This is a genomic window from Vibrio sp. CB1-5 (assembly GCF_059412285.1).
This window is the reverse complement of record NZ_JBJHPB010000005.1, coordinates 199,252-217,562: the sequence shown is the minus strand read 5'-3', so window position 1 is coordinate 217,562 and position 18,311 is coordinate 199,252. Positions and strand designations below refer to the sequence as shown.

The window sequence follows — 18,311 nt, the reverse complement described above, 5'->3', positions numbered from 1 at the left end:
TATTTATTTGTATATACAATAAAACAGAGCGAAGTTATGAATCTGATCCTTACTAACGCCCGCCTCGTGACTATGGAGCCGGGCGCACTTGGTTATCTGCCCTCTAAGCCTTGCACTGTAGTCATTCGAGGTGGCTACGTTAAGGCGATCCTTAGCGACATCCACTCATTAGATACCCTACACCATGACATCACCGACGATGTGCCGACCTTGGATTGCAAAGGTAAAGTCGTCACTCCGGGATTAATTGACCCTCACACTCATTTGATCTTCGCAGGAAGTCGAGCTGAAGAATTTGAAAATCGTCTAAATGGCATGTCGTATGAAGCGATAGCTCAGAGTGGTGGCGGTATCAACAGTACGGTTAGAGCAACACGGGAAGCGACGATTGAAGAACTTGTTGAACTGGCTCTTCCAAGGCTTGATAGTCTTATTCGCAGTGGCTGCACGACTATCGAAGTTAAGTCAGGGTACGGGTTGACTCTCGATGATGAAGTGAAGATGCTGCTTGCAGCAAAAGCGCTGGAGAATCATCGCCGAGTCAATATCACCACAACCCTTCTTGCCGCACACACAGTACCGCCGGAGTATCGCGACCGCGCCGATGATTATATTGATTACGTCACAGAGACCATCATCCCTCATGTCGCAAAGCATCAACTCGCTGACGCTGTTGATGTTTTTTGTGAATCCGTCGGTTTCAATCTCCAGCAGACGAAACGTGTTTTTCTGGCTGCAAAACAAAACGGTCTCGCGATTAAAGGGCATACCGAACAGCTAAGTAACCTAGGTGGCAGTGCACTAGCGGCTGAGTTTAATGCGCTATCCGTTGATCATATCGAATACTTGGATGACGCCGGCGTCGATGCGTTATCCAACAGTGGAACAATCGCCACCTTATTGCCGGGCGCGTTCTATTTCTTGCGAGAAACAAAACAGCCGCCAATCGACAGTCTACGAGCGGCAAAGGTGCCCATGGCCATAGGTAGCGACCTTAATCCCGGAACCTCACCCTTTGCCAACCTGCAACTGACGATGAATATGGCTTGCACTTTATTCCGCCTAACACCAGAAGAAAGCCTGCGAGGCGTTACGTGCCATGCAGCACAGGCCATTGGTCAAGGCCGCAACATCGGTCAAATCAAACCCGGTTTTCGCGCCGATCTTGCTATTTGGGACATCGAGCACCCGAGCGAGCTTAGCTACCAATTCGGCATGAGTGGGCTGAGCAAGCGAATCATTGCGGGGAGCGTCGAAGATGTCCGCTAACAACCAACATCCTTTCAATTGGACTGGTCGTGACGACAGAGAAGACGGTGATAAACGCCATCGCGTGCATCATAAAGTGGTTCAACGTTCTCAAAGCCGCAGCCCACAGCTTCAACTCATGGGTTTTTGCACCGATGAAGGAGTAAAGCGAAACAAGGGACGAGTTGGTGCCAAGCAAGGGCCAGATGCCATTCGCACAGCACTTGCAAACCTCGCTTGGCACCAAGATAACGTCATCCTTGATGTAGGTGATGTTGTAGCCGAGTCCTATGACCTAGAACTTCATCAGAAACAGGCCGCAGAAACAATCACTAAACATCTGTCCAATGGACCAATGGTGGTGTTAGGTGGCGGTCATGAGATTGCTTGGTCTTCTTTTAAGGGACTATCCGACTTCGTCTCTCAATCCAGTGATAAACCAAATATCGGCATCATCAACTTCGATGCTCACTTCGATCTTCGAGAATATCAATCCAATGACAATGCACCAACGGACATCGACCTCAAACCCAGCTCAGGAACGCCATTTGCTCAAATCGCCGATCATTGCCATGCCACTGGGCAGCACTTCCATTATTTCTGCTTGGGTGTGAGCGAGACAAGCAACACTCAGGCTCTGTTTGATAAAGCCGATAGCTTGCGGGTTCAATACATCACAGATACCGAGCTGTTCGATAGTCCCATGCACGCGCATATTGCTCAGTTACAAAGCTTCGTCAATAAAGTCGACATCTTGTATTTCACTATCGACCTTGATGTTTTCAACGCCAGCTTAGCGCCCGGTGTGAGCGCACCTGCCTCATTTGGCATGAACCTAGAACAGTTCATTCCCATGCTCAACACCATCGTTGCCAGTGACAAGTTAATGCTTGCTGACATCGCAGAATATAACCCGAATTACGACATAGACAACCGCACCGCTAAACTCGCCGCAAGAGTGTGTTGGCAGATTTTGGTTGCCATGTCCAAACAGCTACCAAAAACCGATAACGAATAACATAAACACCCTCTGCCAGAAACCATGACCATTAACCATGACAAGGGCGCTATAAAAGAATAAAAGCTCCGAGCAAGGCAGAGTTCAAAAGGAAATGACAATGACTGATAAACAACCCTTACATTCAAATAACTCAAGACTCGACACCACTCGCTCCATCAAAGCGCCACGTGGTACCGAGCTCAACGCGAAATCTTGGCTCACTGAAGCACCGCTTCGCATGCTTATGAATAACTTGGATGATGAAGTGGCTGAACATCCGCAATCACTGGTGGTCTATGGTGGTATCGGGCGCGCAGCTCGTGACTGGGCTTGCTACGACAAAATTGTCGAAGTGCTAAAACGTCTTGAAGACGATCAAACCTTATTGGTTCAGTCTGGAAAACCCGTCGGTGTCTTCCCTACTCACAAAGATGCACCACGCGTGTTGATCGCCAACTCCAACCTTGTCCCTCATTGGGCAAACTGGGAGCACTTTAATGAGCTCGATAAACAAGGCCTGATGATGTACGGTCAAATGACCGCTGGCTCATGGATCTATATTGGTTCTCAGGGCATAGTGCAAGGCACTTACGAGACCTTTGTCGCCATCGCTAAACAACACTTTAAGGGCGACCCAGCGAATAAATGGATCCTAACAGGTGGCCTAGGCGGTATGGGCGGTGCGCAACCTCTTGCTGCGACCATGGCCGGTTTTTCTATGTTAGCGGTAGAATGTGATGAATCGCGTATCGACTACCGACTTAATACTCGCTATGTCGACACTAAAGCACACTCTCTGGATGAGGCGCTGTCCATCATCAAAAGTAGCGATAAACCGATCTCTGTCGGCCTGCTAGGTAATGCCGCTAATGTTTATGCTGAGCTTGTCGAAAGAGGCATCACGCCTGACGTCGTCACTGATCAAACTTCCGCTCACGATCCACTTAATGGATACCTGCCTCAAGGCTGGACGATGGATTTTGCCAAGCAGCAGCGCGAAAGTGATCCTGAAGCGGTCGTCAAAGCAGCAAAAGCGTCTATGGCAGTACAAGTTCAAGCCATCTTAGATATGCAGGAAAAAGGCGCGGTCGCCACTGACTATGGCAATAACATTCGCCAAATGGCACTAGAAGAAGGTGTTGAAAACGCGTTTGATTTCCCGGGTTTTGTTCCAGCTTATATTCGACCTTTATTCTGCGAAGGCGTGGGACCGTTCCGCTGGGCAGCGCTATCAGGCGATCCTGAGGATATCTACAAAACCGACCAAAAAGTGAAAGAGCTAATACCGGACAACCCTCATCTGCACAACTGGCTTGATATGGCACGCGAGCGCATTCAGTTCCAAGGACTGCCAGCACGAATTTGCTGGGTTGGCCTGAAAGATCGTGAACGTCTAGGCCAAGCCTTCAATGAAATGGTCAAAAATGGCGAGCTCAAAGCTCCTATTGTGATTGGACGTGACCACCTAGATTCAGGCTCTGTCGCGAGCCCGAACCGCGAAACTGAAGGCATGATGGATGGTTCTGATGCGGTATCCGACTGGCCATTGCTCAATGCACTACTGAACACCTCTGGCGGTGCGACTTGGGTCTCGCTACACCATGGTGGCGGTGTAGGTATGGGATTCTCCCAGCATAGCGGTATGGTGATTTGTTGTGATGGTACTGATGATGCCGCGCGCCGCATAGGCCGCGTTCTTCACAACGATCCTGCGACAGGTGTTATGCGTCATGCCGATGCCGGCTATGACATTGCCAAGCAATGCGCTCGCGAACAAGGCCTTGACCTGCCGATGATGGAAAGTAATGAATCTAACCATCAAGACAGCAGCCATGGATAAGGAGCAGAATATGTTGAAGTTAGAACTACTCCCAGGGCAGCTTACATTAGCTCAGTTACGTCAAATTAGTCGCTCGCCTCTGCATCTGTCATTGAGTCCTCTAGCACTGGATGACATTGAAGCCAGCACACAGATTGTTGAGCAAGTTATCGCCGAAGATCGCACCGTCTATGGCATCAATACGGGCTTTGGTTTGCTGGCCAACACTCGAATTGAGCCTGACGACCTTGAAGTGCTGCAAAAGAGTATCGTGCTGTCGCACGCCGCGGGTATTGGCAAGCTGATGAGTGATGAAACCGTCAGACTGATGATGGTGCTGAAGATCAACAGCCTAGCTCGTGGTTTCTCCGGTATTCGCCTTAAAGTCATTAATGCATTGATTGAATTGGTTAACTCACAGGTGTATCCGTGTGTCCCACAAAAAGGCTCCGTCGGTGCATCTGGGGATCTCGCCCCACTTGCCCACATGAGTACGATATTACTCGGTGAAGGTGAAGCGCGTCACAATGGCAAAATCATTAGCGGGCTCGAAGCACTGCAAATTGCCGGACTTGAGCCAATTACCCTCGCCCCTAAAGAAGGACTGGCGCTACTCAACGGCACCCAAGCTTCTACCGCCTTTGCTTTAGAAGGACTGTTCTTGGCTGAAGATTTGTTTGCGTCAGCCACATTGTGCGGCGCAATGTCAGTAGAGGCCGCGCTGGGTAGTCGTCGACCATTCGATCCGCGCATTCATCGCGTACGCGGTCATCGCTCACAAATGGACGCTGCCCACGCTTATCGTCACCTTCTTGGCAATAGCAGTGACATTGGCAACTCCCACCAAGGCTGCGAAAAGGTTCAAGATCCCTACTCGCTTCGCTGCCAACCACAAGTCATGGGAGCATGTTTACAGCAAATCCGCAATGCCGCTGATAGCCTGCAAGTGGAAGCTAACTCGGTATCAGACAACCCGTTAGTCTTTGCTGACGATGGCGATATCATCTCTGGTGGTAATTTCCATGCTGAGCCAGTCGCGATGGCGGCCGATGGTTTAGCACTGGCTATCGCAGAGATTGGTAGCTTGTCCGAGCGACGAATGGCGCTACTTATCGACAGTGCGCTAAGCAAACTACCGCCATTTTTGGTCGACAACGGCGGAGTAAACTCAGGCTTTATGATTGCTCAAGTTACCTCTGCCGCACTGGCGAGTGAGAACAAAACCTTGGCACACCCTGCTTCTGTAGATAGCTTGCCTACCTCGGCTAACCAAGAAGATCATGTGTCGATGGCGACGTTTGCTGCGAGAAGACTGAAAGACATGGCGGAGAATACCCGAGGGATCCTTGCTGTTGAGTATCTCGCAGCCGCGCAAGGGCTCGACTTTAGGGCACCACTGACCTCGGCTCCCCTTGTTGAGCAGGGTAAACAAATCCTACGAGAAGTGGTGCCATTTTATGATAAAGACCGCTACTTTGCTCCAGACATTGCTAAAGCTGACGAGATCATAAAGTTGTCGCTCCACAATGCGCTGATGCCAGCTAACTTACTGCCAAGTATCTAACAGTATCACACCACTAAATTCACTTGCCTAAATAACGTACTTAATTTGGGTAAGTGAATTTCTCACCCAATGATAAAATCAACATTAAATGCGACATTAGCTCAACATGTCAGAACATTCGTCCAAAAAATGTTATTTTGATGCAAATTACACTAATTTGTAGAAGTGCCTTCCAGAAACCACCAAAGCTAACGACTCACCAGTGTAATGTCCCTGAACGTGAAGGCTACCAAGTGATCTTAGCTTATTGGGATGTGGGTGATACTGCAGCGGCGTTTTACAACGTGATTGATGTGCAGTTTGAAGGCACCACGCCAGGCATTCCAGGCTGGACGCAAGCAGGTACAATCAACCCAACAATGGATCTGAAAGTGGGTGATTCGGTTTATACCCGTGTGTTTGATGCTAACGGTGAACTGCCAAACCTATCCACCAGCATTACCATTAGTTCAAACGAACAAGGTGCTGCTACCCAATGGTCGCATGCATTAGCAAGCGCCATTAACTCAAGCACGACGGATATCAAAGCCGGTCAAGCAGACAGCAGCGGCAACATCGCTCCAGTATTTGGTGCTAACACTATCTACGTGGCTGATAATAGCGGATTGGATCGCGTTGAAATTGGCTATGACATCGTAACGCCGCCTCCTGCATCAGGTGCTGACGTAACAGGACTTGAAACGCAATACGTTATTGGCACCACACCAACGGAACTTGCTCTAACTATTACGGCAGTCGGCCGAGTAGATGTTTCAATGAGTGTCTACAACCACGGCCAAGAAACACTTGCTGGCAGTGAGCTTGCGTTAAACGATGGTGATAGCAAAAATGTTGTCTTAGCTCTTTCTAAATCTGAGCCAGGTCATCACATGCTGGTTACCCGTGTTCGTGACGAAAAAGGCAACCTGCTTGATCAAACCACGCAAGATTTCATGCTCGTCGACCAAACTGCACCAACTGACTACGACTTTGTGTTCCCAACAGGTGTGGAAAGCTACACAGAAGGCACCAAAGTACTGGCAAGTGACGGCGCTATTTACCAATGTAAGCCGTTCCCACACTCTGGTTACTGCAAGCAGTGGTCTCCGGTAGCCACTCAATTTGAACCAGGTACTGGCAGTCACTGGGATTCAGCTTGGAATAAACTTAACTAACCATTTCTAGCGCTAAGGCTCCAACTTGTTTGGAGCCTTTTTATTTATGCGTTTACGATTACGCAGCCCTTCCCATTACAACCAAGATACAACCTAAACATTTCCATAACCTTCTGATATATTGAACTTGTTCGATTCATAAAAATGATGTCAGTTAATCAATAGTAAGGTGATAGAAATGGATCTTCGTCATCTGGTCGCGCTAGGCGGCCTTGCATGTGCGGTAACCTCCCCAACTCTAGCTGGTCAATTTCATATGGCCGGTGGCGCGTTTTTTTCCCAAGCAGATACCTCTATCGGTGTTACCAATCCGCAAACAGACACTCGTTTTGATTTAGATTTTGAGTCTGATTTGAGCCTAAAAGAGCGTTCGACCCTACCTTATCTTTTGGTCGGCTACGACTTTAATGAACGTCATGGTATTTTTTTGGATTGGCGCAGCCTACACCGTAAAGCGAGTAATGTCGCAGTTACCAAACCTTTCCAGATACCTGAGTCGGACAAAGAAGTGCAAGCAGGAGCGCGAATAGATTCAACCCTCAATATCGATATACTTCGCTTTGGCTACAACTATAAATTTTATGATGGTGAAGATTGGGATTGGAAAGCCTCTATTGGTCTTCACATCATGAATTTCAATGTCGGCTTTGGAGGCGAACTTGGTTACCGTATTGACCAAGATGACCCAACCCTCATCCCTGTCAAAGACGAAGAGTTCACCGATCTCACTGCACCGCTGCCCAATATTGGTTTAATCACTGACTATCGGATTACTGACAGTTGGCACTTATTAGGACACGCGCAAGTTTTTGCCCTTAGCATCGAGGATATCTCAGGTCTGCTTCTCGACTTAGGTGCTGGCATCGAATACAAGTTCACCGAAGATTTTGGTCTAGCCGCTACTTACAGCTATTACGAAATTAATGTTGACTACGGCCGTGAATTTGCCGATCTCGATGCCAAGTTTAAGTTCTATGGTCCAATGGCAACGCTGACCTACGCTTTTTAACTAAAAAACTTCTAGTTCAAGATCATAAAGATACAAAAAAGCCCATCATAATCCGATGGACTTTTTACCGTCTAAAGAGACTTACGCTTCAGCTGGTTGCTCGACAAGATCTTCAACCATCGCAATGGCAAGCGCCTCTGCAACTTTGATACCGTCAATACCAGCAGAAAGAATACCGCCTGCATAACCCGCACCTTCACCCGCTGGGTAGAAGCCTTTTAAGTTAACGCTTTGATAATCTTTACCACGCTTGATGCATATTGGTGAAGAAGTACGAGTTTCAACACCGGTCAATAGGCCATCTGCACCAGAGAAACCTTTGATCTTCTTATCGAATGCAGGGATTGCTTCACGAATGGCTTCAACAGCGAAATCCGGTAGCGCTTTCGACAAGTCAGTCAGCTTGATACCTGGAGTGAATGACGGCTCGACATCACCTAATGCACTTGGGTCGTTACCTTTTAGGAAGTCACCAATTTTCTGTGCTGGCGCATCGTAGTTTTCACCGCCAAGGATGTAAGCGTTGCTTTCTAGTTCACGTTGGAAGCGAATACCAGCTAGTGGGTCACCTGGGTAGTCTTGCTCTGGAGAGATGCCCACTACAATCGCACTGTTGGCATTGCGCTCGGCACGAGAATACTGGCTCATACCATTGGTCACCACGCGACCTTCTTCCGACGTCGCGGCAACAACAGTGCCACCTGGGCACATACAGAAGCTGTATACCGTGCGACCATTCTTACAGTGATGAACCAATTTGTAGTCAGCCGCTCCCAAGATTGGGTTACCTGCATTTGGACCAAAGCGCGCTTCATCAATCACTGACTGTTTGTGCTCAACACGGAAGCCAACAGAGAAAGGTTTCGCTTCCATGTACACGCCGCGGTCATGCAGCATTTCAAACGTATCACGAGCACTGTGGCCGACGGCTAGCACTACATAGCGAGTATTGATCTCTTCACCATTCGATAAAGTAAGACCCGTAATTTGGTCGTTTTCCATGTGAATGTCATCAACACGCGTACTAAAGCGGATCTCACCGCCAAGCTCTAGAATGGTTGCGCGCATCTTTTCAATCATGGTCACCAATTTAAAGGTACCAATATGAGGCTTACTCACATAAAGGATCTCTTCAGGTGCACCCGCAGCCACGAATTCTTCAATAACTTTACGGCCATAGTGTTTTGGATCTTTCACTTGGCTGTAGAGCTTACCGTCAGAGAACGTACCTGCGCCGCCTTCACCAAACTGCACGTTAGATTCCGGATTAAGTGTACGCTTACGCCAGAAACCAAAGGTATCTTTAGTACGCTCGCGAACCTCTTTGCCACGTTCAACAATAATTGGTTTAAAGCCCATTTGTGCCAAAATCAGTCCTGCAAACAAGCCACATGGACCAAAACCGATGACGACTGGTCGCTCAGTTTGGTTGACAGGTGCTTTTGCTACAAACTTGTACTCCATATCTGGAGTCACTTTGACGTGTGGGTCATCAGCAAACTTCTCTAGCAGAGCCGCTTCATTCTTCACTTCAACATCTAGGGTGTAGATGAGCAAGATGCGGGTTTTCTTTCGCGCGTCATAGCCACGCTTAAACACATTGAATGAGGTAACTTGGTCTGAAGAAATACCGAGTTTAATTAGGATGGCTTGAGAAATTTCGCCTTCCTCGTGATCAAGAGGAAGTTTGATTTCAGTTAAACGTATCATGGAGGGTCTCACGTCGTTGGTGTCTTAGCTTACAAACCCGTTCTTTAAACGAATAGCTTAAACGGATGGTTTAAACTTAAGGCTTGCTCGCTCACAATGGCGCGCATTTTACGTTAACTTGATTTGTCTGTCATACTTAATTGCGACTTAGACGGGTAACAAAGAGATCAAGTAGCGCCAAGATATTGAATTTTGCGCTCGGATCAGTATTATCGCCCCTCCACAAATTTGGCTAATAAGAGTTCACCATCATGGCATTTGTCGTTACCGATAACTGTATTCAATGTAAATATACCGACTGTGTCGCGGTATGCCCTGCTGACGCCTTTCACGAAGGCCCAAATTTCATGGTGATCAACCCAATCGAATGCATTGACTGTGGCCTATGCGTACCAGAATGTGACGCTCAAGCCATTTTCCAAGAAGATGAGCTCACCGATGACCAACATGTGTTTATCGAACTCAACGCAGAACTTTCTGAAGTGTGGCCAGTTCAAACTGAGGTCAAACCAGCAATGGATGAAGCAGAAAAGTGGAACGGCGTACCTAACAAGCTGGGTATGTTGGAGAAGTAATCGCTACTGCTGACTCCAAATACCGACTATAAAAAAGGCATCGCTCATCAATGAGTGACGCCTTTTTTTGAATCTATATTAGCTTCGTATACCAATCAACCGTGTTCGATCAACTGTGCTGACGACGATAGTTATCCATGATGATACCAGTCGCCATAGCAACATTTAACGATTCTGCGCCGCCGAACGCCGGAATAGTGATTTTATCCGAAACATATTGCTCAGCTTCGGCGCGCACACCGTGCGACTCACTGCCCATCAATAAGATGCCTTGCTGAGAAAAGTTTGTCGTATGAACGCTCTCCCCTTCTAAGAACGCTCCATATACCGGTATTTTTGCTTCGTTAAGATAACGAGGTAAGTCGAGTAACGTTACCTGTACACGACCAAAGCTGCCCATCGTCGCACGAATGGTTTTAGGGTTGTAAGGGTCCGCACAATCGGTACTGGCGACAATGTGTTTAATGCCGTACCAATCAGCAATACGAATAATCGTGCCCAAGTTGCCAGGATCTGAAACACCATCTAGAGCGATCATCATCCCTTTTGCTTCTGGTGCATCTGTCTGAGGGATCTCAACCACTGCAACCGCTGCATTGTTACTAACAAGCGAGCTCGCTTTTGTCAGTTCATCTAAGGTAGCTTCAATGCATTCATAAGCACGAAGCTCACTCGCATGCTTAGCTAAAAACTCTGCCGTGGCAAAGACTTGCTTTACGTTCAATGAAGTCGCGACAAGCTCAAGCACATTCTTTTCGCCTTCAACCAAAAATAGGCCGTGTGCTTTACGCTGTTTTTTCTGCCCAAGGGCTCTCAGCAGTTTTAGTTGGTTTTTTGAAATCATTGTCTTACCTCAGATAAAAGCGGGCGCATTATATACTTAATTGGCAAAACTATGCGAGCGGGAATACGAGTGCGGATGCGCGCAACGATACCAGAGACTATAGTCGTCATCTAAACCTATGCTTTTAACGTCATATTGCTGTTTTTCAATCAAACCAAGAAAAATCACACATCAATATCTGAACGCAAACGTTTATCTGGTTTGATAGAAAATAAATCAGCAATATATTTATTAGATTGGCTTTCATTAACCTTATGATTCATAGGCACTAATAAAAGCACACCTAAAAAACACCGCAACTTTTGAAGAATTCAGCGCTTGACTCTGTGATTTACATCACCATAATACGCGCCGTTTGCCTGAAATACAGGTAAACGTACGAAAAAACAGATTTAATGAATTGTGAGGTATCAGATGTCTGCGGATAACAACTACAGTTTAGGGCCAGTTCCGGCAACGGCCAGGAAGGGAGTCGCTTCATTAACCATGGTAATGCTTGGTTTGACTTTCTTCTCCGCAAGTATGTGGACCGGAGGCTCCCTCGGTACTGGACTTGCTTTCAATGATTTCTTCCTCGCTGTTCTCATCGGTAACCTCATCCTCGGTATTTACACTTCTTTCCTCGGTTACATCGGCGCTTCTACTGGTCTCTCCACTCACCTTCTTGCTCGTTTCTCTTTCGGTTCTAAAGGCTCTTGGCTTCCTTCTGTACTCCTTGGTGGCACTCAAGTCGGTTGGTTTGGTGTTGGCGTAGCTATGTTCGCGATCCCGGTACAAAAAGCGACGGGGATTGATACCAACATTCTAATTTTGGTAAGTGGCCTTCTAATGACGGCTACAGTTTACTTTGGCATCTCTGCTTTGATGGTGCTGTCGGCAGTCGCGGTTCCTGCAATTGCACTATTGGGTGGTTACTCAGTACTAACGGCGGTAGATAGTGCAGGTGGTGTTGCCGAACTACAAAAAATCCAACCCGCTGAACCGTTGGATTTCTCTGTTGCTCTTGCAATGGTAGTGGGCTCGTTTGTCAGTGCGGGTACGCTTACCGCTGACTTCGTGCGCTTCGGTAAAAAACCAATGGGCGCGGTATTCATTACCATGGTAGCGTTCTTTATTGGTAACTCGTTGATGTTCATCTTTGGCGCTGCTGGTGCATCGGTAACAGGTCAATCAGACATTTCTGAAGTGATGATCGCTCAAGGCCTGTTACTTCCGGCTATCATCGTACTGGGTCTGAACATCTGGACCACCAACGACAACGCGCTTTACGCTTCTGGCCTTGGTTTCTCAAACGTCACCGGTTTACCAAGTAAATACTTGTCGATGGCGAACGGTGTTGTAGGTACTTTGTGTGCACTTTGGCTATACAACAACTTTGTTGGTTGGCTTACGTTCCTATCTTTGGCTATTCCACCGATTGGCGGCGTGATCATCGCAGACTTCTTGATCAACCGTAAGCGTTACGCAAATTTTGAAACAGCAAAATTCCAAACGGTAAACTGGGCAGGTATCATTGCCGTCGCACTAGGCGTCGCTGCTGGTAACTTCTTACCAGGCGTTGTGCCACTGAATGCCGTACTGGGTGGCGCTCTAAGCTATCTTGTACTAAACCGTCTTCTTAATGCAAAAACCGCTCAGCTAGAAAACGCTGACGCTTAATTACTAGGAATTTGATGCCATGTCATCTTTGCTTATTCAGAACGCAACCATCAATGGTCAACAAGGCCAGTTCGACATTCTTATCGAAGAAGGTGTGTTCAAAGCGATTGAAACAGCAGGAACCACATCGTTCGCTGCTGAACGTGTGATTGACGCAACGGGCCAAATGGCAACTGCGCCATTTTGTGAGCCGCACATCCACCTCGACACCACGCAAACTGCGGGCGAACCGAGCTGGAACATTTCTGGTACGCTGTTTGAAGGTATCGAGCGCTGGGCTGAGCGCAAGGCTATGCTTTCTATTGAAGATGTAAAAACCCGTGCTAAACAAACATTGAAATGGCAAATTGCTCACGGCGTTCAACACGTGCGTACCCACGTCGATGTATCTGACCCAACGCTTACTGCGCTCAAAGCTATGGTTGAAGTGCGCGAAGAGATGAAGCAATGGGTAGACATCCAAATCGTGGCATTCCCGCAAGAGGGCATTTTGTCTTACCCAAATGGCAAAGAGCTACTTGAAGAAGCCGTAAAACTGGGTGCGGACGTCATTGGCGCTATCCCACACTTCGAGTTCACTCGTGAGTACGGTGTGGAATCTCTACACTACGTGTTTGAATTGGCGCGTAAGTACGACTGCTTGATTGATGTTCACTGTGACGAGATCGATGACGAGCAATCGCGCTTTGTAGAAACACTTGCAGCCTTGGCACACAAGTTCGACATGGGCGATCGCGTAACGGCGAGCCACACAACGGCAATGGGCTCGTACAATGGCGCCTACGCGTCACGACTGTTTAGATTGCTGAAAATGTCGGGCATTAGCTTTGTAGCGAACCCATTAGTGAACATTCACCTGCAAGGCCGCTTCGACGACTATCCAAAGCGTCGCGGCGTAACGCGCGTCAAAGAAATGCTAGCAGCTAACATCAATGTCTGTTTCGGCCACGACGATGTGTTTGACCCTTGGTACCCGCTAGGCACAGCGAATATGCTGCAAGTTCTGCATATGGGACTGCATGTTTGCCAAGTGATGGGATACGACCAAATCAACCAATCATTGGATATGATCAGCCACAACTCGGCTAAGGCACTAAACATTCATCACAACTATGGAATTGAAACTGGTAAGCCTGGCAGCCTGCTGTTGCTACCTGCAGCAAATGGCTTCGATGCCGTTCGCCGTCAAGTTCCAGTTGGCTACTCTATCCGCAAAGGTGAAGTCATTGCCCACACTAAACCGGCAGAAACCTCAATTCACCTAGACACTGAAGAAAGCGTCACATTCCAACGTTAACAGTCTTCAACTGCGAGGTTAGCCTCAAAACACAAGTGCAAGCAACAAAATCGTTTGCACTTTTTTTACGATTTAACAAGAAATTCATTTAAACCCTCGATAGGTGGTGGTACACTGCTCCTGCTCTGGTGTTCAGAGAGTTATTTAAAGTAAGAGTAAAAAGAGTACGATAAGTTTTGTCAGATGTTTCCCCCTTTGGGTATTTGTCATTCGTTTTATCCATTTACAGCTTGATTAAATAAACAGAACCACAAAGCGAGACCGCCGAAAGGCAAAAATTTTAATCTGAAAAGTAAGGGACATAATATGTCTAGCACAAATACTGGCACTGTAAAATGGTTTAACGAAGAGAAAGGCTACGGCTTCATCGCACAAGAGAACGGTCCAGACGTATTCGTTCACTTCCGCGCTATCTCTGGTGACGGTTTCAAAACTCTAAAAGAAGGCCAAGCGGTTTCTTTTGGTGTTGAGCAAGGCCAAAAAGGCCCACAAGCTGTTAACGTTATCCCAGCTTAATAACGCAGCTTCGTAAGAATGCTAAAAGGCCTCGAGAAATCGAGGCCTTTTTCTTTTCCGAACCAACACTTACTGTTAGACGAAGAATTGCTAGGCAACCGCTTTTAGAAAAAACCTAACGGACTCGTTGAGTAACTAACCAACAAGTTTTTGGTGTTTTGGTAATGACCCAGAGCCAACTTATGCGTTTCACGACCGATGCCTGATTTCTTATAGCCACCAAACGCAGCATGTGCTGGATAGGCGTGATAGCAGTTCACCCACACTCGGCCTGCCTGAATTTCTCTACCCATACGATACGCCAAGTTGCCATTTCGCGTCCAAACTCCAGCGCCCAAGCCGTAGTCTGTATCATTGGCAATCGCCAACGCTTCCGCCTCATCTTTGAATGTTGTAATCGCAATGACTGGCCCAAAAATCTCTTCTTGGAACACACGCATTTTGTTGTTACCGGCAAGCATGGTTGGCTGAATGTAATAACCTTGCTCTAAATCGCCCTCTTGCTTACTCATGTCTCCACCAATGATCACTTTCGCGCCCTCTTGGCGACCAATCTCAAGGTAGCTCATAATCTTATCAAACTGTTCTTGTGAAGCTTGAGCACCAACTTGCGTGGTGACATCGAGTGGGTTGCCTTGTTTGATGCCGCGAGAACGTTCTTCAAGCTTAGCAATGAACTTATCGTAAATAGACTCTTGCACTAACACGCGCGATGGACAGGTACACACCTCACCTTGGTTAAAGAACGCAAGCAAGGTGCCTTCAATACACTTATCCAAGTAATCGTCGTCATGATCGAAAATGTCTTCAAAATACACATTTGGAGATTTACCACCCAACTCGACTGTCGATGGAATCAAACTCTCTGCCGCACATTTCAAGATATGGTGACCAATTTCAGTAGAACCAGTGAAGGCTAATTTGTTGATACGATCACTCGTCGCCAAGGCCTGACCTGCTTCTGCGCCGTAACCGTTAACAATGTTCACCACACCTGGTGGTAGCAAGTGACCAATTTTCTCCATCAGCATCAAAATAGACGCTGGCGTTTGCTCTGCTGGTTTAAGAACCACACAGCAACCCGCTGCAAGTGCTGGTGCTAATTTCCATGCGGCCATGAGCATAGGGAAGTTCCAAGGGATGATTTGCCCAACAACACCAACAGGTTCAGGGAAGTGATAGCTCGCCGTTGTCGCATCAATATCGGCCGCTGTGCCCTCTTGTGCTCGGATACAACCCGCAAAATAGCGGAAGTGATCCACAGCTAAAGGAAGATCCGCAGCTAACGTTTCACGAACGGGTTTGCCATTCTCCCATGTCTCCGCAACAGCGAGCTCTTCAAGATTTTGCTCAATCGCATCGGCGATCTTAAGCAAAATATTAGCGCGCTGTTCAACACTGGTTTTCCCCCAAGCCTCTCTAGCAGCGTGTGCCGCATCCAACGCTAGATTAATGTCAGCTTCATTTGAACGAGGAACCTCACAAAACGGTTTGCCATTCACTGGTGACACGTTATCAAAATACTGACCATTTACCGGCGCTACCCACTCACCTCCGATGTAGTTTTCGTAACGGCTTTTGTAACTGACGACGGCGTTTTCTGTTCCTGGTTGAGCGTAAATCATGTTTATTCCTTTTTTCTATTTTTCAGACTGTTGGCAGCACTTTCGCAACAAGAAAAACGAGCTGTTGCAAAAACGTACAGTGATAAAGGCAACATTTACGCCAAGCCAAACACCTTAAATGTTATAATTATGTAAATTTATGATTAATATATTTTTATTGTACTGTCTTTGGGTGACACTGATTTAGACCGTCAAACCCACAGTGTCACAAGATGTCACAGTGTGTGACACCGCCTTGTTACAAGTTGGCACAGTAGTTTCTGGTCACTGCACAGTAGAAAGGACAGTCGGTCTTATCGGCAAGGAAACGGGAACACTCACATTCGGGAACGTTATGTTAGTTACACAGAGACAAAACAACAAAACCTGGTTAAAAGACTCTTGGCGACGCAGCGTGCAAGCAGGTTTAAGCAGTCGAAAACAACCTGATGACCGACGTATCGATGGCAAAGAGATCAAGTCACGTACAGAGCAACACGAGTCACTTCTCCAAGTGGTTGAGCAGCATGCCTACCCCTTGTTTTGTCAAATATTCTCCCGCACCGACAGCCGTCTGATCCTCGCCGATACTCAAGGCGCCATTATCAAAACATGGGGACAAAAACGCTTTCGCGAAAAACTCACCGAAATTGCACTCGACCAAGGGGTGGTTTGGGATGAAAAGCTCAAAGGTACCAATGCCATTGGTACTGCATTAATCGAAAAACGCCCTATTTCAGTCATCGGCGGCGAACATTTCATTCGTTACCACCAATTTATCAGTTGTACCGCCAGCCCCATTTTTGCTCCCGATGGCAGTTTGCTTGCCGTGCTTGATGTCACTAGCGAGTATCAAACTCATAACGATGCGACTCAAGTACTCATTCAATCTATGGTGCAGAAAGTCGAGAGTGAGCTACTCAATCACATTCCTGACGCCGCTCTGCGTATTCGTATCGGTCATGACCGATCTGTACTAGACAGCGGCTGGCAAGGTATTGTCGTCACTGATAAAAATGGCCAAGTACTGGCGCAAAACGCCATCGCATCAAGTGTTCTTGCCAATCAAATCCAACCGGGAGATGCCATCGATAGTGTCATCGGATCGCTGACCATGAACCAAATTAGCAAAACTGCTCAGTTTTACTATCAGGTTGAAGCGGTGCGCGGCAAAGCACAGATCCCATTAAACAGCACCGTAAGCTCTCTGAATAAACCGCGTCCGTGTCCACTTCACTTCGGAGACAGCAATATTGAGCAGTTATGGACACAAGCGACGAAAGTCATGGACAAGCGAATTAGCTTAATCATTGGCGGTGAGACTGGCTGCGGAAAAAATGAACTCGTTAAAGCACTGCATCGGCGAAGTGACTTGGCAGACAAGCCCCTTGTCTCTATCAACTGCGGTGCCCTACCCAAGGACTTAATTGAATCCGAACTGTTTGGTTACGCGCCCGGTGCCTTTACCGGGGCCAATAATAAAGGCTTTGACGGCAAGTTCCGCCAAGCCAATGGCGGCATACTGTTCCTAGATGAAATTGGCGATCTGCCATTGTCTGCGCAATCTCGTCTGTTACATGTTCTGCAAGATAAAGTGGTCTCTCCCGTTGGATCTCCGAAAACCTACCCTGTTGATGTTTACGTGATTGCCGCTACGCATGCTAACTTACAGCAACAAGTCGCCAGCGGCGAGTTTCGTGAAGATCTCTGGTATCGACTTGAAGGCTTAACCATTACCTTGCCACCAGCAAGAGAACGTGACGATCTAGAAGCACTTATCTGCCAACTATTTCACCGTGAAGCGCCAAAACAAACTCTCTCTCCTTCCCTTCTGGATGCCATGACCCACTATCAATGGCCTGGGAACATTCGAGAAATCGTCTCCGCGTGTCGTCTGCTTGCAGCACTCTGTGATGAAGAGATAATCACACCCACTTCTATCCCCACTAGCCTGCATCAAAAATGGTTTGCGTTACAAACAACGGATGACACCAACAAACAAAACTTGCGCTCGACACTGGATCAAACACTGATCGCGACCTTTAATAAAACCAAAGGTAACGTCAGCCAAACGTCACGAATACTCGGTATCAGTCGCAACACCATCTATCGAAAGCTGAAAAAACTCGGCTACAACCAACCGCAATCGTAATGACAAATATCTTTTGTTAGACATAAAGCGTGATTTATCCGTTAATGCGCACGAATCTTGAGTACGCGCTCCACAACAAAGAGTGCTCAAGATCCTGTTCGTGAGCATCATGGAAGATCATCACGGGGTTTGATTTTTCAGGTAAATGCTTCTTCTCAAT

At 47.4% G+C, this 18,311-nt stretch carries 14 protein-coding genes; 11 read left to right on the top strand and 3 right to left on the bottom strand.

Features of this window, described 5'->3' with window-relative positions; all coding sequences use genetic code 11:
• The first annotated feature begins 36 nt into the window (after nt 1-36).
• The 6 genes from hutI to ACJB0T_RS05840 all read left to right on the top strand — a co-directional run bounded on the left by hutI (nt 37) and on the right by ACJB0T_RS05840 (nt 7,794).
• Complete coding sequence (gene hutI / locus ACJB0T_RS05865; protein ID WP_479292656.1) at nt 37-1,269, top strand: imidazolonepropionase; 1,233 nt, start codon at nt 37-39, stop codon at nt 1,267-1,269.
• On the top strand, nt 1,259-2,266 hold the full coding sequence (gene hutG, locus ACJB0T_RS05860) for a formimidoylglutamase (protein WP_479292655.1): 1,008 nt from the start codon (nt 1,259-1,261) through the stop codon (nt 2,264-2,266). Before hutI ends, hutG begins: the two co-directional genes overlap by 11 nt.
• Before the next feature lie 100 nt (nt 2,267-2,366).
• Nucleotides 2,367-4,088: a urocanate hydratase gene (gene hutU, locus ACJB0T_RS05855; protein ID WP_479292653.1), complete on the top strand. Its 1,722-nt coding sequence runs from the start codon at nt 2,367-2,369 to the stop codon at nt 4,086-4,088.
• Between the two features lie 10 nt (nt 4,089-4,098).
• Nucleotides 4,099-5,631: a histidine ammonia-lyase gene (gene hutH / locus ACJB0T_RS05850; protein WP_479292651.1), complete on the top strand. Its 1,533-nt coding sequence runs from the start codon at nt 4,099-4,101 to the stop codon at nt 5,629-5,631.
• Nucleotides 5,632-5,771: 140 nt separating this feature from the next.
• Nucleotides 5,772-6,785, top strand: a complete 1,014-nt coding sequence (locus ACJB0T_RS05845) for a lytic polysaccharide monooxygenase (protein WP_479292649.1) — start codon at nt 5,772-5,774, stop codon at nt 6,783-6,785.
• 178 nt (nt 6,786-6,963) lie between these two features.
• The gene (locus ACJB0T_RS05840) at nt 6,964-7,794 is read left to right on the top strand and encodes a DUF481 domain-containing protein (RefSeq protein WP_479292648.1); all 831 of its coding nucleotides are present in this window, start codon (nt 6,964-6,966) and stop codon (nt 7,792-7,794) included.
• An 81-nt stretch (nt 7,795-7,875) separates the two neighbouring features.
• Here the strand turns inward: ACJB0T_RS05840 and ACJB0T_RS05835 are convergent, their stop codons facing one another.
• Complete coding sequence (locus ACJB0T_RS05835) at nt 7,876-9,504, bottom strand: NAD(P)/FAD-dependent oxidoreductase (RefSeq protein WP_479292646.1); 1,629 nt, start codon at nt 9,502-9,504, stop codon at nt 7,876-7,878.
• Between the two features lie 251 nt (nt 9,505-9,755).
• Here ACJB0T_RS05835 and fdxA point away from each other — a divergent pair, with 251 nt between their 5' ends.
• Nucleotides 9,756-10,079: a ferredoxin FdxA gene (fdxA, locus tag ACJB0T_RS05830; RefSeq protein ID WP_042501725.1), complete on the top strand. Its 324-nt coding sequence runs from the start codon at nt 9,756-9,758 to the stop codon at nt 10,077-10,079.
• A 109-nt stretch (nt 10,080-10,188) separates the two neighbouring features.
• Here the strand turns inward: fdxA and ACJB0T_RS05825 are convergent, their stop codons facing one another.
• Nucleotides 10,189-10,923: an RNA methyltransferase gene (locus ACJB0T_RS05825; protein WP_479292644.1), complete on the bottom strand. Its 735-nt coding sequence runs from the start codon at nt 10,921-10,923 to the stop codon at nt 10,189-10,191.
• 414 nt (nt 10,924-11,337) lie between these two features.
• Here ACJB0T_RS05825 and codB point away from each other — a divergent pair, with 414 nt between their 5' ends.
• The 3 genes from codB (at nt 11,338) to ACJB0T_RS05810 (ending at nt 14,395) form a co-directional block, all read left to right on the top strand.
• Nucleotides 11,338-12,582 (top strand): cytosine permease, encoded by a 1,245-nt coding sequence (gene codB, locus ACJB0T_RS05820; protein WP_479292643.1) that lies wholly within the window; start codon nt 11,338-11,340, stop codon nt 12,580-12,582.
• 19 nt (nt 12,583-12,601) lie between these two features.
• Nucleotides 12,602-13,879, top strand: coding sequence for a cytosine deaminase (locus ACJB0T_RS05815; protein ID WP_479292642.1), 1,278 nt, complete (start codon nt 12,602-12,604; stop codon nt 13,877-13,879).
• A 306-nt stretch (nt 13,880-14,185) separates the two neighbouring features.
• On the top strand, nt 14,186-14,395 hold the full coding sequence (locus ACJB0T_RS05810) for a cold-shock protein (RefSeq protein WP_479292640.1): 210 nt from the start codon (nt 14,186-14,188) through the stop codon (nt 14,393-14,395).
• 104 nt (nt 14,396-14,499) lie between these two features.
• Here ACJB0T_RS05810 and exaC read toward each other — a convergent pair whose 3' ends face one another.
• Complete coding sequence (gene exaC / locus ACJB0T_RS05805; RefSeq protein ID WP_479292638.1) at nt 14,500-16,020, bottom strand: acetaldehyde dehydrogenase ExaC; 1,521 nt, start codon at nt 16,018-16,020, stop codon at nt 14,500-14,502.
• Nucleotides 16,021-16,354: 334 nt separating this feature from the next.
• Here exaC and ACJB0T_RS05800 point away from each other — a divergent pair, with 334 nt between their 5' ends.
• Nucleotides 16,355-18,151, top strand: coding sequence for a sigma-54-dependent Fis family transcriptional regulator (locus ACJB0T_RS05800; protein WP_479292636.1), 1,797 nt, complete (start codon nt 16,355-16,357; stop codon nt 18,149-18,151).
• Nucleotides 18,152-18,311: the final 160 nt, after the last annotated feature.

Excerpts from the sequence above, each read along its gene's own strand:
- exaC (WP_479292638.1), bottom strand. The coding sequence starts at position 16,020 with ATGATTTACGCTCAACCAGGAACAGAAAACGCCGTCGTCAGTTACAAA.
- hutH (WP_479292651.1), top strand. The coding sequence starts at position 4,099 with ATGTTGAAGTTAGAACTACTCCCAGGGCAGCTTACATTAGCTCAGTTA.
- codB (WP_479292643.1), top strand. The coding sequence starts at position 11,338 with ATGTCTGCGGATAACAACTACAGTTTAGGGCCAGTTCCGGCAACGGCC.
- ACJB0T_RS05840 (WP_479292648.1), top strand. The coding sequence starts at position 6,964 with ATGGATCTTCGTCATCTGGTCGCGCTAGGCGGCCTTGCATGTGCGGTA.
- hutI (WP_479292656.1), top strand. The coding sequence starts at position 37 with ATGAATCTGATCCTTACTAACGCCCGCCTCGTGACTATGGAGCCGGGC.
- ACJB0T_RS05825 (WP_479292644.1), bottom strand. The coding sequence starts at position 10,923 with ATGATTTCAAAAAACCAACTAAAACTGCTGAGAGCCCTTGGGCAGAAA.
- ACJB0T_RS05800 (WP_479292636.1), top strand. The coding sequence starts at position 16,355 with ATGTTAGTTACACAGAGACAAAACAACAAAACCTGGTTAAAAGACTCT.
- hutU (WP_479292653.1), top strand. The coding sequence starts at position 2,367 with ATGACTGATAAACAACCCTTACATTCAAATAACTCAAGACTCGACACC.
- ACJB0T_RS05815 (WP_479292642.1), top strand. The coding sequence starts at position 12,602 with ATGTCATCTTTGCTTATTCAGAACGCAACCATCAATGGTCAACAAGGC.
- ACJB0T_RS05845 (WP_479292649.1), top strand. The coding sequence starts at position 5,772 with ATGCAAATTACACTAATTTGTAGAAGTGCCTTCCAGAAACCACCAAAG.
- hutG (WP_479292655.1), top strand. The coding sequence starts at position 1,259 with ATGTCCGCTAACAACCAACATCCTTTCAATTGGACTGGTCGTGACGAC.
- fdxA (WP_042501725.1), top strand. The coding sequence starts at position 9,756 with ATGGCATTTGTCGTTACCGATAACTGTATTCAATGTAAATATACCGAC.
- ACJB0T_RS05835 (WP_479292646.1), bottom strand. The coding sequence starts at position 9,504 with ATGATACGTTTAACTGAAATCAAACTTCCTCTTGATCACGAGGAAGGC.
- ACJB0T_RS05810 (WP_479292640.1), top strand. The coding sequence starts at position 14,186 with ATGTCTAGCACAAATACTGGCACTGTAAAATGGTTTAACGAAGAGAAA.